The sequence below is a fragment of the Paraburkholderia silvatlantica genome, assembly GCF_003096715.1.
GTDB classification, from domain to species: Bacteria; Pseudomonadota; Gammaproteobacteria; order Burkholderiales; family Burkholderiaceae; genus Paraburkholderia; species Paraburkholderia silvatlantica.
Map to the genome: position 1 here is coordinate 416,524 of NZ_QEOL01000002.1, position 13,236 is coordinate 429,759.

At 65.5% G+C, this 13,236-nt stretch carries 11 protein-coding genes; 4 read left to right on the forward strand and 7 right to left on the reverse strand.

The annotated features are described in order from the left end of the window. Window positions 1–10: 10 nt before the first annotated feature. The gene (gene nagE, locus C7411_RS04240; protein ID WP_110383001.1) at window positions 11–1,771 is read left to right on the forward strand and encodes an N-acetylglucosamine-specific PTS transporter subunit IIBC; all 1,761 of its coding nucleotides are present in this window, start codon (window positions 11–13) and stop codon (window positions 1,769–1,771) included. 83 nt (window positions 1,772–1,854) lie between these two features. Here nagE and cydB read toward each other — a convergent pair whose 3' ends face one another. The 4 genes from cydB to rpoH form a co-directional block, all read right to left on the reverse strand. Continuing rightward, the gene (gene cydB / locus C7411_RS04245; protein ID WP_110383000.1) at window positions 1,855–2,991 is read right to left on the reverse strand and encodes a cytochrome d ubiquinol oxidase subunit II; all 1,137 of its coding nucleotides are present in this window, start codon (window positions 2,989–2,991) and stop codon (window positions 1,855–1,857) included. A 37-nt stretch (window positions 2,992–3,028) separates the two neighbouring features. Then, window positions 3,029–4,615, reverse strand: coding sequence for a cytochrome ubiquinol oxidase subunit I (locus C7411_RS04250; protein WP_110382999.1), 1,587 nt, complete (start codon window positions 4,613–4,615; stop codon window positions 3,029–3,031). Beyond that, on the reverse strand, window positions 4,602–4,898 hold the full coding sequence (gene cydP / locus C7411_RS04255; protein WP_243413035.1) for a cytochrome oxidase putative small subunit CydP: 297 nt from the start codon (window positions 4,896–4,898) through the stop codon (window positions 4,602–4,604). The genes C7411_RS04250 and cydP overlap by 14 nt, the downstream gene beginning before the upstream one ends. A 185-nt stretch (window positions 4,899–5,083) precedes the next feature. Continuing rightward, a complete protein-coding gene (rpoH, locus tag C7411_RS04260) occupies window positions 5,084–6,019 on the reverse strand; it encodes an RNA polymerase sigma factor RpoH (RefSeq protein ID WP_110382998.1) in 936 nt (311 codons plus the stop codon). Between the two features lie 447 nt (window positions 6,020–6,466). Between rpoH and C7411_RS04265 the strand changes: the two genes are divergently transcribed. Then, window positions 6,467–6,850 carry a nuclear transport factor 2 family protein gene (locus C7411_RS04265; protein WP_110382997.1) on the forward strand — a complete coding sequence of 128 codons (384 nt, stop codon included), beginning with the start codon at window positions 6,467–6,469 and terminating at the stop codon, window positions 6,848–6,850. Window positions 6,851–6,991: 141 nt separating this feature from the next. Here C7411_RS04265 and leuA read toward each other — a convergent pair whose 3' ends face one another. Together leuA and ybiB are read right to left on the reverse strand one after the other, a co-directional pair. Then, window positions 6,992–8,638, reverse strand: a complete 1,647-nt coding sequence (gene leuA, locus C7411_RS04270; RefSeq protein WP_110382996.1) for a 2-isopropylmalate synthase — start codon at window positions 8,636–8,638, stop codon at window positions 6,992–6,994. A gap of 586 nt (window positions 8,639–9,224) precedes the next feature. Continuing rightward, complete coding sequence (ybiB, locus tag C7411_RS04280) at window positions 9,225–10,187, reverse strand: DNA-binding protein YbiB (RefSeq protein WP_110383294.1); 963 nt, start codon at window positions 10,185–10,187, stop codon at window positions 9,225–9,227. 264 nt (window positions 10,188–10,451) lie between these two features. Here ybiB and C7411_RS04285 point away from each other — a divergent pair, with 264 nt between their 5' ends. Both C7411_RS04285 and maiA read left to right on the forward strand, forming a co-directional pair. Then, on the forward strand, window positions 10,452–11,150 hold the full coding sequence (locus C7411_RS04285; RefSeq protein ID WP_110382994.1) for a fumarylacetoacetate hydrolase family protein: 699 nt from the start codon (window positions 10,452–10,454) through the stop codon (window positions 11,148–11,150). A 44-nt stretch (window positions 11,151–11,194) separates the two neighbouring features. Beyond that, window positions 11,195–11,842 (forward strand): maleylacetoacetate isomerase, encoded by a 648-nt coding sequence (maiA, locus tag C7411_RS04290; RefSeq protein ID WP_110382993.1) that lies wholly within the window; start codon window positions 11,195–11,197, stop codon window positions 11,840–11,842. 97 nt (window positions 11,843–11,939) lie between these two features. Here the strand turns inward: maiA and ftsY are convergent, their stop codons facing one another. Next, window positions 11,940–13,085, reverse strand: coding sequence for a signal recognition particle-docking protein FtsY (gene ftsY, locus C7411_RS04295; protein WP_110382992.1), 1,146 nt, complete (start codon window positions 13,083–13,085; stop codon window positions 11,940–11,942). Window positions 13,086–13,236 lie beyond the last annotated feature (151 nt).

Below are 13,236 nucleotides of genomic sequence, written 5' to 3' on the forward strand. Positions count from 1 at the left end.
AGGCAGTTCAATGGATGGCAATCCGTTTCTCAAGATACAAAGCCTCGGCCGCGCGCTGATGCTTCCCATCGCAGTGCTGCCGGTGGCCGGCATCCTGCTGCGCTTCGGCCAGGCCGACATGCTCAACATCAAGATCATCGCCGACGCGGGCGGCGCGATCTTCGATAACCTGCCGTTGCTGTTCGCGATCGGCATTGCAGTGGGCTTCGCGAAAGACAACAACGGCGTGGCCGGCCTCGCGGGCGCCCTGGGCTATCTGGTCCAGACCGCCGTGATGAAGGACATCAACGACAAGCTCAACATGGGCGTGCTGTCGGGCGTGGTGGCCGGTGTCGTCGCGGGCATGCTGTACAACCGCTTCAAGGACATCAAGCTGCCCGAGTTCCTCGCGTTCTTCGGCGGCAAACGCTTCGTGCCGATCGTCACGGGGCTCACGTGTCTCGCGCTGGGCATCGTGTTCGGCTACGTGTGGGGACCGGTGCAGGGCGTAATCGACACCGCCGGCCACTGGCTCACCACGGCGGGCGCGATCGGCACCTTCGTGTACGGCTTGCTCAACCGGCTCCTGCTCGTTACGGGCCTGCACCACATCCTCAACTCGCTCGTCTGGTTCGTGTTCGGCTCGTTCACGCCGGCAGCCGGCGGCGCGGCCGTCACGGGCGACCTGCACCGCTTCTTCGCGGGCGACCCCACGGCGGGCAGCTTCATGGCCGGCTTCTTCCCGGTGATGATGTTCGGCCTGCCGGCAGCGTGCCTCGCGATGCTGCACGAAGCGCCGAAGGACAAGCGCGCAATGGTGGGCGGCCTGTTGTTTTCGATGGCGCTCACCTCGTTCCTCACGGGCGTGACGGAGCCGATCGAATTCACGTTCATGTTCCTCGCCCCCGTGCTCTACGCGATCCACGCGGTGCTCACGGGGCTGTCGCTGGCGATCTGCTCGCTGCTCGGCATCAAGCTCGGCTTTACCTTCTCGGCGGGCGCGATCGACTACGTGCTGAACTACGGGCTTTCCACGCATGGCTGGTATGCCATTCCCCTCGGCGCGGTCTATGCGGTCGTGTACTACGGGCTGTTCCGTTTCTTCATCCGCCGCTTCAATCTGCCCACACCGGGCCGTGAAGCCTCTGCGGGCGATACGGCAATCGCCTCGTCGATGTCGGGTGTGGCGGTCGCGGCTGGCGGCTCGGCAACGGCATCGCTCTCGCGTGCTGCGCGTTACATCGATGCGCTGGGCGGTGCGGCCAACCTCAAGGTGGTCGATGCCTGCACGACGCGTCTGCGTCTCACCGTGGCCGATCCGGCGCATGTTTCGGAGCCGGCACTGAAGGCAATCGGCGCGCGCGGTGTGCTCAAGCGCGGCGGCGAAAGCGTGCAGGTCGTCATCGGGCCGGAAGCGGACATCATCGCCGATGAGATTCGCGGCGAGATCGCACGCGGCGGTGCGGCGGCTGTCAAGCCGGCTGCGGCGGCGCAGCACGCTGCACAAGCCGTTGCGGCCGCTCAGGCGAACGCGGGTGCGGACGTCGCGCAGGGCCCGCTCGATCCGGCTCCGTCGCGCTGGCTCGCGGTGTTCGGCGGCGTTGCCAACATCGTCTCGCTCGACGCGGTGGCGGCCACGCGCCTGCGCGTGATCGTGCGCGACCCGGCGGCCGTGGATCGCGAGAAGCTCGGCGCGCTCGACGTGGCGTGGACTTCGGCGGATACGCTGCACATCGTGGTCGGCGCCGCCGCGCCGCGTTATGCACGTGAACTGGCGCTTCAGCCGGCGTAGTCGATTGGCTGTATGTCAATGAAAGACGCCGCGGCACATGCCGCGGCGTCTTCGTTTCCGGCGCCTTCGAACCGCTGGGACGCTCAGTACAACGTATGGTGGTTGTCCCGTATCGCATCGGCGGTGATCTTGCCGCGCATGACGCGATAGACCCATGCCGTATAACCGAGCACGATCGGCAGGAAAATGATGACGGCCACCAGCATGATCTCGAGCGTCATCTGGCTCGAGGTCGCGTCCCAGACCGTGAGGCTCGAGCGCGGATCGAGCGACGAGGGCATGATGAACGGGAACATCGAAAAACCGGCAGTCAGAATCACGCCGACGATCTGCAGCGCCGTGCTCAGGAACGCGAGCCGTTCGAAGCGCGAGCCCGCGAGTGCGAACGCGAGTACGCCGCCGAGCACGCCCACGGCAGGCGCGAGCGCCATCCACGGATAGAGCCCGTAGTTCGCGAGCCAGAGCCCGGGTCCCGAATCGACGCTTTTCAGGAGCGGGTTGGCCACCGTGTCCAAAGGCGCGGGCGACGTGATCGTATAGCCGCTGATGAGCGTCGCCACGAGCGCGCCCGCCACGAGGAACAACACGATCGTGAGCGCCGCGAAGAGGCGCAGCGCCTTCGAGGCGCGCATGGCGACAATGCCATCGCTTTTCATCTTCAGGAACGCCGCGCCGTGCGCGGTGAGCATGCAAAGACTCACGAGCCCGCAGACCAGCGCGAACGGATTGAGGAGTGCGAAGAAGCTGCCGTGGTACGTCACGCGCAGGTCCGTGTCATAGGCGAACGGCACGCCCTGGAGCAGATTGCCGAAGGCCACGCCGAACACGAGCGCGGGCACGAAGCCGCCGATGAAGAGGCCGCAGTCCCAGCCCTGGCGCCATCTCACGTCCACGCGCTTGCCGCGATAGTCGAAGCCCACGGGCCGGAAAAACAGCGAGAAGAGCACGAGCAGCATCGCGAAGTAAAAGCCCGAGAACGACGCCGCGTAGGCGAGCGGCCAGGCGGCGAACATCGCGCCGCCCGCGGTGATGAACCAGACCTGGTTGCCTTCCCAGGTCGCCCCCACCGTATTGATGACGATGCGGCGTTCCTCGTCGGTCTTGCCGACGAAGGGCAGCAACACGGCCGCGCCCATGTCGAAGCCGTCGGTGACGGCAAAGCCGATCAGCAGCACGCCGATCAGCACCCACCAGATCAACTTGAGCGTTGCGTAGTCCATGGCGTGTTCCCTCGCGTCTTTCGTTGTCTGGCAGCGATCACGAAACCCTGCCGTCGGCCGCAAGCGCAGCCGTCTGCTCGTGGAAGTAGCGGCCGGTATGCAGCGACGAAGGCCCGAGGCGCGCGTATTTGAACATCAGCGTGATCTCGATGATGAAGAGCAACGTGTAGAAGATCACGAAGCCCGCGATGCTCAGCATCACGTCGCCGGGTGCGAGGCTCGAAGCCGAAAGCCGCGTGGGCAGCACTTCCGCGATGGTCCACGGCTGTCGGCCCAGTTCCGCGACGACCCAGCCGAATTCGGCGGCGAGCCACGGCAACGGGATCGCCACCAGCGCCCAGCCGAGGAACCAGCGGCGGTTGTCCTTGAGCAGCGAGCGCTGCGCACAGAACCAGAAGGCGAGCACGAAGGTCACGAGAAAGAGGATGCCGAGACCCACCATCACGCGGAACGACCAGAACACGGCTGCGACGGGCGGGATCGCCGTTCGCGACGCGGCCCGGACCTGCGCGGAAGTCGCGTCGACCACCTTCGGCGTGAACTGCCGCAGGAGCAGGCCGTAGCCGAGATCGGCCTTGTGCGCCTCGAACACGTCGCGCGTTTCGGTGTCGGCGGTGCCTTCCTTCATCTTTTGCAGCGCGGCATAGGCGAGCATGCCGTTGCGGATGCGCACTTCGGCGCGGCCCATCAGGTCTTTCAGGCCGATCACGGGCGTATCGATCGAGCGCGTGGCGATGATGCCCATCAGCCAGGGAATGCGGATCGCGTAGTCGGTGCGCTCCTCCCTCTGGTTCGGCAGGCCGAACAGCGTGAACGGCGCGGGGGCGGGCGCGGTGTCCCATTCGGCCTCGATGGCGGCGAGCTTGACCTGCTGCACCGCGCCGTCGGTGTAGCCCGATTCGTCGCCGAGGATCAGCACGCACAGCGTGGACGCAAGGCCGAAGCCCGCGGCGATCGCGTACGAGCGCAGCGCGAACTCGACGTCGCGCCGGCGCAGCAGGTACCACGACGAAATGCCGAGCACGAACATCGACGCCGTCACGTAGCCGGCCGAAACCGTATGCACGAACTTCACCTGCGCGACGGGGTTGAAGATCACCGCGAACAGGCTGGTGAGTTCCATGCGCATGGTTTCATAGTTGAACGACGCGCCCACGGGGTTCTGCATCCAGCCGTTGGCGATGAGAATCCACAGCGCCGAGAGGTTCGAGCCGAGCGCGACGAGAAACGTGGTGAAGAGGTGCGCGCCTTTCGACAGGCGATTCCAGCCGAAAAAGAACAGCCCGACGAAGGTCGATTCGAGGAAGAACGCCGCGAGCCCTTCCACGGCGAGCGGCACGCCGAAAATGTCGCCCACGTAGTGCGAGTAGTACGACCAGTTGGTGCCGAACTGGAACTCCATCGTGAGGCCCGTGGTGACGCCCATCGCGAAGTTGATGGCGAAGAGCTTGCCCCAGAACAGCGTCATGTCCTTGTAGATCTCCTTGCCGGTCATCACATAGACGGACTCCATGATGACGAGCATCCACGAGAGGCCGAGCGTGAGGGGCACGAACAGGAAGTGATAGAGCGCGGTGATGGCGAACTGAAGACGCGAGAGTTCCACCGATTCAATCATGGGCATGACGGTCTCCTCGTTGTGGCGGCATGGTCTGAGATCGGGGCACGGACGGCTTGAGCGCCGAAGACGGGGGCACAGCCAGGATGGCCTGCGCGACGGCAGCAGGCGGCATGTTCATGTCTTGCGCCTGCGGGTGATTGAAGAACGCGTATTTGAGCGCCATCAAGAGGACGAGCTTGACGGCGAGAACGAGGGCAATATCGCGCGCGAAGGTGGGGCCGCGCATCCAATGGAGGATGCGCGTGCGTAGCAACGACGGCTGGCGCTGACCGGATGTCGGGAACATGACGACGGGTGCCCATGAACGCGTTACGAGGCCAGACCGCGGCGCGGCCTCTGGCTCACCTCGAAATCATCTTAGGGCGGAATCAGCGAGACCGGTGCGAACGTGCGCAGCTTGCGGGGGCGCAAAAGAAAAACCCCGTTCGCGGGAACGGGGTTTTCTGTTTTGGCACTGAGTGCCGGCGACGCTTACGCGTAGTCGGCGAGCGCAGCGCGCATCTTCTTCATGGCGCTCGCCTCGATCTGGCGAATGCGCTCGGCCGAAACGCCGAACTCGTCGGCCAGTTCGTGCAGGGTCGAGCCGCCCGAACCGTCGTCGTCCACGTTGAGCCAGCGCGCCTCGATAATGCGGCGGCTGCGAGCGTCGAGCGCTTCCAGCGCGCTCGCAATGCCGTCGGACTGCAGGCGGTCGCGCGAACGCGCGGCGAGCACGGCGCTCGGCTCGCTGTGCGAATCGGCGAGCCAGGCGATCGGGGCGAACGATTCCTCGCCGTCTTCGGTCTGGCCTTCGAGCGCAATGTCGGCGCCCGAGAGGCGCGTTTCCATTTCCACGACCTCTTCGCGCTTCACGTTCAGCTCCTGCGCGAGGCCGTCGATTTCCTCCGGCGTGAACGACTGCAGGCCCTGCTTGTGGCTGCGCAGGTTGAAGAACAGCTTGCGCTGCGCCTTGGTCGTGGCGACCTTCACCATGCGCCAGTTGCGCAGGATGTACTCGTGGATTTCAGCCTTGATCCAGTGCATGGCGTACGATACCAGGCGCACGTTCTGCTCGGGGTCGAAGCGCTTTACGGCCTTCATCAGGCCGATGTTGCCTTCCTGGATCAGGTCGGCGTGCGGCAGGCCGTAGCCGAGATAATTACGCGCGATCGACACCACGAGACGCAGGTGCGACAGCACCAGGCGGCGCGCGCCTTCAAGATTGTTCTGCTCGCGAAACTCGGTCGCGAACTGACGCTCTTCTTGTGGCGTCAGCATCGGGATCCGGTTCACGGCCTGAATATAGGCGTCGATGTTGCCCAGCTGGCCGGGCAACAGGGAAGCATTCGCGAGCGCCAATGAGCCCCCGGCCTTGGCCGACGACGGGCTCAGCGTACTCGGAAGGGTCATGGTCATTGCGTTGCTCACGTAGCGAACTCCTCAGGAATCTTGCAAAAGTCGGATACCGACTCCACGGTGGATGTTAGCACTCTGAATTCCCGAGTGCTAATACTTGGAGTCTGTAGGGGCTTCAGGGTTCCTTGATTCCTATCGAAATTGTTGTATCGATAGATTACACTAAACGCCGGCCATCAGGCAGGGCGGGGCCTGGCGCCCGGCGCAGGCCCGCACAGGGGGCGAGCCGAAGGAACACTCTAGAACGGGACAGCAGTCCGGCGCGAGGGCACGGGCTGTCGAGACGCCACGCGCGGTTTTCACCGGACCCGTGGCGCATGCGCCATACATGGAGGCGATGTCTTTGATCGCAAGTATCCTTGCGCCAAAACCTGGTATAAATTTCAGCCAGACGTATGCAGAAAATCTTCAGCGTAGATCCGCGCTCAGGCGCGGCCCGACGCGCAAGGGGTTCGAGCGATGGCGGCAAAACTAATCGATGCGATTCGCGGACTTGAGCGCGAGCGCTTTCGCGCGATGGTCGACGGCGACGGCACGTCGCTGGACCAACTGCTGTCCGATCACGCGACCTTCGTGCATACCAACGGCAAACGCGAGACCAAGCAGCAGTTCATCGAGGCGATCACGGCGGGCCGCCGCCGCTACCGCCAGATCGAGATCCAGTCGCAGGACGTGCTGCACGCGGGCAACGAGGCCTGCGTGGTCTCCGGCCGCGTGCTCATCGAGATGGAAGCGAACAACGGTGCGCTGCTCTTTCCCATTGCCTATACGGCGATCCAGACGCAAGAAGGGGGACACTGGCGTTTGCTCGCATGGCAGGCGACGCGCTGCGCGACCGAGTGACGACCGGTAAGTCCACTCGCCGAAGCGCCGCCCAGTCGCTTCAGGCGCGCGCCGGCGGCCCGTTTTGCCGCCGGCGCTCAACGATGCCGCCGATTTCCTGCTGAAACTCAAACTGCACCGCGCACACGCGCGCGGAAAGCGTCAAGCCGCGGCGCGCCGATCCACTTGCGGCCAGACCGCGCGGTTCACCGCGCTGACCACTGCCGCGACGCACGCATGGGCCGCGTCTTCGCCCACGCCCACGCCGTGGCGCAACGGCTGCCCGCCCACGCGCGCGCCGACGAACACGGCCGTGCCGCCCTGCGAGGTGCGCCCGGTCTCGAACGAAGTGATTTCGATGCGCTCGCCGGCCATCGACGCGATGGCGGCGGCCACGGCTTGCGCATGCGCTTCGTCGCTGCCCGCGGCAGCCGGCATGGCCACTTCACGGCCTTCCCAGCGCACACGGCCTGAACCGGCGCTGGCGGCCGGCCCGCGCGTTTCGAAGTACTCACGCGCGAACAGTGCGCAGACGGCATCGCCCGTGATTTCCTCGCCCGACGTATCGGCGACGGTCTGCACGGCATGGCTGAACTCGATCTGCACGCGGCGCGGCGGCGTGAAGCCCATGCCGCGCTCGAGCAGGTAAGTGGCGCCACCCTTGCCCGACTGGCTGTTCACGCGGATCACCGCGTCATAGCTGCGGCCGAGGTCGGCGGGATCGATCGGGAGATAGGGCACTTCCCAGACGGCGTCGGGCTGCTGCTGCGCGAAGCCCTTGCGGATCGCATCCTGGTGCGAGCCCGAGAATGCCGTGAACACGAGGTCGCCCGCGTACGGATGGCGCGGATGCACGGGGAGCTGGTTGCAGCGCTCGACCACGCGGCGCACGGCGTCGATGTCGGAAAAGTCGAGGCCCGGGTCGATGCCCTGGGTGTAGAGGTTCATCGCGAGCGTGACGAGATCGACGTTGCCGGTGCGCTCGCCGTTGCCGAAGAGGCAGCCTTCGATACGGTCCGCGCCCGCAAGCAGCGCCATTTCGGCGGCGGCTACCGCCGTGCCGCGATCGTTATGCGGATGCACCGAAAGCACGATGCTGTCACGGTACGCGAGATTGCGGTCCATCCACTCGATCTGGTCGGCGTAGACGTTGGGCATCGCTGCTTCGACCGTCGCCGGAAGATTCACGATCATCTTGTGATCGCGCGTCGGGCGCCACGTCTGCGCCACCGCGTCGCAGACTTCGCGCGCGAAAGTCAGCTCGGTCATGCTGAAGGTTTCGGGCGAATACTGATATGTCCAGTGCGTTTGTGGGTTTTTGTCGGCATGTTCGCGGATGATGCGCGTGCCTTCGACCGCGAGCGCTTTCACTTCGTCCCTGGACTGCCCGAACACGATCTTGCGGAACGACGGGCAGATCGCGTTGTAGAGGTGGACGATTGCGCGCGGCACGCCATCGAGCGCCTCGAACGTGCGCGCGATCAATTCTTCGCGCGACTGCACGAGCACCTCGATCGTCACATCGTCGGGAATGCGCTTTTCGTCGATCAGCTTGCGCACGAAATCGAAGTCGGTCTGCGAAGCGGACGGAAAGCCGACTTCGATTTCCTTGAAGCCGATCGCGACGAGCATTTCGAAGAATTCGGTCTTCTGCTCGATGCTCATCGGCTCGATCAGCGACTGGTTGCCGTCGCGCAGGTCGGTGCTCATCCAGACCGGCGCGCGCTCGACGGTGCGCGTCGGCCATTTGCGGCCATTCAAACGGATGGCGGGGAAGGGGCGGTACTTCTCGGCGGGGTTACGCAACATGACGAGCCTCGTTCTTCATGGTGTCGTTTGCGATGGCGGTCGGCAGCGGGCGGCTGGCGGGCTGGCGACGGAGCACGATGCGCGAAACTTCACGCGTACGGGCGGCAACCTCGGACGCGAAGAAGACGGCCACGGTGACGGCGGTAACCGGCGCGGCGAAAGCGGACGTGAACGATGCCCATGCAACGTGCATTTTGACCTCGCGACTCGTCCGAACGGTAAGCGGACGAATGCAGACGACAGGTTGTAGAGATACTGCGGATTTGGGGTACTGCGAAAACTGCTTTGGGAGGACCGCGGTGACCGGAGGAGGGGGTCGTTGCGGCGCTACACCAGCTTTAGGCCAGGCGTAGCGATAGGGCCGATAGTCGGCCGAAGGTAATTCGGAGGGTGTTCGGGTAGGAACGCATTCGTCCAATGTAAATCAGGGCAGACGCGCGTGTCAACCGCGAATTGGCAGATTGGCCGCGTGAAGATGCGTGGAGATGGCGGGCGTTGTGCGCCGATGCGTTGCTGGCGGAACGCGTGCGTCGCCCGCCCCGCGCGGCTTTTAGCGGCTTGCGCAGCCTGCTTCTGGCTCGATGCGTCAGCGCTTCGCGATGCGCTTGATCGTCTCGATCTGGCGCGCGATTGCATCCGGCACCGGCGCTTCGCCGCGCAACACGGCTTCGATCCAGGCGGCCGTAGTGGGCGCGTCGCGGCCTTCGGGGAGATCGACTTCGGGCGCGCCGGGCGACGAGCGCTCCGGTTCGACCAGCGTTTCGCAGAGGCCGTCGTGCAGCCAGTCGACCTGCACCTGGCGGCGGGTATCGGCGACGGCTTCTCCCTCGGTGCCGCGCGCAAGCAACGCGCCGCCCACCGCCGCTTCCGGATGCGCCGCGAAGAGGGCACTCAGGCTTTCGCGATACGGCGGGTGCGTGTAGTTCACGAGACGCAGGCCCGGATCCGCGAACGGCTGCAGCAGCTTCACGAGCGTATGCGTGGAGTTGCGCACGCCCATGCGCCGGCGCATCGAGAGCAACCGCGCGAGTTTGGGCGCAAGCGTTTCGATCGATGAAAACGCCACGCGGCCCGCTGCCAGTTGCGCCTCGACTTCGGCGTGATCGCGTGCTTCGGGCCGATTCAGCGCCGCGAAGATTTCCGCGCTCGTGACGCGGCCCGGATCGGTGACGACGCCGTGCACGAGCGTCGGCACGCCTTCGCGCGCAAGCAGCAAGGCGAGCAGCGGCACGAGATTCGGCTGCTTGCGCGCGCCGTTGTAGCTTGGGATCGACACAGGCCGATAGCCGCCTCGCGGCGCCGCGAGCGGCGCGAACGAGGCGTGCGCCGCACAGAGCATGGCGGCCAGCTCATCTGCGGTTTCGCCCTTGAGGCGGTAGGCGAGCAGCACCGCGCCCAGTTCCAGCTCGGGCACGCGGCCGTCGAGCATGGCGGTGTAGAGGGCGTGCGTGTCTTCGGACGAGAGCGAGCGGGCGCCGTGCGGTCCGCGGCCGATCTCCTTGATGAAGCGGGCACACGGGAAGGTGTCGGTGGAGTCGGCGGTGGTCATGGGCGAGCGCGGTTCGTTCGGCGGCGTGTGGCAGCCCGCCGTCATATTGAAATGGGGGATGCGGGAAGTATCGCACGAGCATGCCGCACCTCGCCTCGCCTCGTCGGCCGCGCCTGACCGGCCGTGCCCGTCCAGCCACCTGAAGGCTCCGCCGCGCACGCCCACCGCCGCGCGTTACACTCGCGATTGTTCTGACGGCGCTAGCCGTGCGATCTACAGGCCCGCGTGCCTCGCGCACGCCCCATCACAAAGACGGAGAACTCCATGACGTACGTATTCGAGCCGGCGGCGCCCGCCTCGGTGCCGGTGGCCGGCAGCGACACGCGTTTCCCGGTGCGGCGCATCTACTGTGTTGGCCGCAATTACGAAGCGCATGCGCGCGAGATGGGCCACGATCCGAACCGTGAACCGCCGTTCTTCTTCTCCAAACCCGCCGACGCGGTGCTCTACGTTGCGCCCGGCTCGACCGCCGAATTTCCGTATCCCGCGCAGTCGCAGAACGTGCATTTCGAGATGGAACTCGTCGCGGCCATCGGCAAGGGTGGCAAGGACATTCCGGTCGCGAGCGCACTCGACCACGTGTATGGCTACGCGCTCGGCCTCGACATGACGCGCCGCGACTTGCAGGGCGAGGCGAAAAAGCTCGGTCGCCCGTGGGATACGGCCAAGGGCTTCGACCATTCGGCGCCCATCGGCCCGATCCATCCGGTTGCGAAGATCGGCCATCTCGAGAAGGGCGAAATCTGGCTCGCGGTCAACGGCGAGGAGAAGCAGCGCTCGGACATCTCGCAGATGATCTGGCCGGTAGCCGACACGATCGCGTTCCTTTCGACGCTGTTCGAGCTCAAGGCCGGCGACTTGATTTACACGGGCACGCCCGAAGGCGTGGGCGCCGTGGTCAAGGGCGATCTGATGACGGGCGGCGTGGCGGGGATCGGCGAGTTCGCCGTGCGGGTCGTCTGAGCGGCGCGCGCCGCATCACGATTCAAGAGGAGCAAGAGAGGAGCATGAAGCTTTACAGTTATTTCCGCAGTTCCGCATCGTATCGGGTGCGAATTGCGCTGAATCTGAAGAATCTGCCGTACGAATACATTCCGGTCCACCTCGTGCGCGATGGCGGCGAGCAGCTCAAGCCCGCCTACCGCCGGGTGAATCCCGACGCGATCGTGCCGTCGTTCGTCGACGACGAAGGACACACGCTGCAGCAGTCGCTCGCGATCATCGAATATCTGGAAGAGACGCATCCCGAGCCGCCGCTGCTGCCGAAGTCGCCTGCCGATCGCGCTCACGTGCGCTCGCTCGCGTTGCAGGTGGCGTGCGAGATCCATCCGGTGGACAACCTGCGCGTGCTCAGGTACCTCAAGCACACCGTGGGCGCGGACGATGCGACCAAAGACGCGTGGTATCGCCACTGGATCGAGGCGGGGTTCGCGACGCTCGAACAGCGGCTCGCCAGCGATCCGCGCACCGGCAAGCTCGCTTTCGGCGACACGCCGACCGTCGCCGATCTTTGCATCGTGCCGCAGGTCTATAACGCGAACCGCTTCAAGATCGACACGTCGCGCTATCCGACCATTCAGCGCATCAACGACTACGCGCTCACGCTCGACGCGTTCGCGCGCGCCACGCCGGGCGTGCAGCCGGATGCGGAGTGAGCGTTTGAGCGGCTAATGCCGGCCGCGCGAATGAAAAAGGGCGTCGTTCGCGAGAACGACGCCCTTCGTGCATCTAAATCCGGGTAAAAGCGCGCTTTCAGCTGCCAAGCAGCGCGTCGGCGAATTCTTCGGCCACGAATGGCTGCAGGTCTTCGACCTTTTCACCCACGCCGATGAAATACACGGGAATCGGGCGCTGCCGCGCGATTGCAGCGAGAATGCCACCCTTGGCGGTGCCGTCGAGCTTCGTGACGATCAGGCCGGTCAGGCCGAGCGCGTCGTCGAAGGCCTTGACCTGCGTGAGCGCGTTCTGGCCCGTGTTCGCATCGATCACGAGCAGCACCTCGTGCGGCGCGCCGTCGAACGCTTTGCCGATCACGCGCTTGACCTTCTTCAACTCGTCCATCAGGTGCAATTGCGTGGGCAGGCGGCCCGCGGTGTCGGCCATCACCACGTCGATGCGGCGCGCGCGCGCGGCGCTCACGGCGTCGAAGATCACCGCTGCCGGGTCGCCGCTTTCCTGCTGGACGACCGTCACGTTGTTGCGCTGACCCCAGATGGCGAGCTGCTCGCGCGCGGCGGCGCGGAACGTGTCGCCGGCGGCGAGCAGCACGCTCTGCTCGAAGCTCTGCAGATGCTTGGCGAGCTTGCCGATGCTCGTGGTCTTGCCCGCGCCGTTCACGCCCGCGATCATCATCACGAGCGGCTGCGCGCGGCCGAGCATGAGCGACTTTTCGAGCGGCTTGAGCAGGCCGATGAGCAGTTCGCGCAGGGCATTCTTCACCTGCTGTGCGTCGGTCAGGCGCTCGGCGCGCACCTTCTGGCGCAGCGTTTCGAGCAGATATTCGGTCGCGTCGACGCCCGCATCCGACATCAGCAGCGCGGTTTCGAGCTCCTCGTAGAGATCGTCGTCGATCTTCGCGTTGACGAAGATGCTCTGGATGTTCGAGCCGGTTTTCGAAAGCCCCGACTTCAGGCGCTTGAGCCACGATTGCTTTGCGGCAGGCTCGAGCGCGGGCGGCGGGACGATTTCGACGGCTTCCGGTTCGTCGTCGTTGCCGTCGGCGGCTTGCTGCGGCACGGCCAGCGGAGCGGTCGGCGCAGGCGACGGTTCGCGCGCCGCGCCGGCAGGCGCATCAACGGACGCGTCGGGCGTCTCGAGGGTGGCTTCGTTCTGCGCGTTCTCGGCCGGCGCGTTCTCGGCATCCTTCGAGCCGCGGAATCGTTTGAAGAAACTGAACATGGTCTGGGTGGGTCAGGCGCGCTGCGGGTCGGACCGAGGGGCGGTCAACGACGGCAAGGGAAGAGGTAACGCGCGGAAAACATGGCATTTTATCAGGCGCGTCCCCTGGAGTCGCTGCGGCATCGCCGTAGGGGCGTGGCGGCGCGCGCGA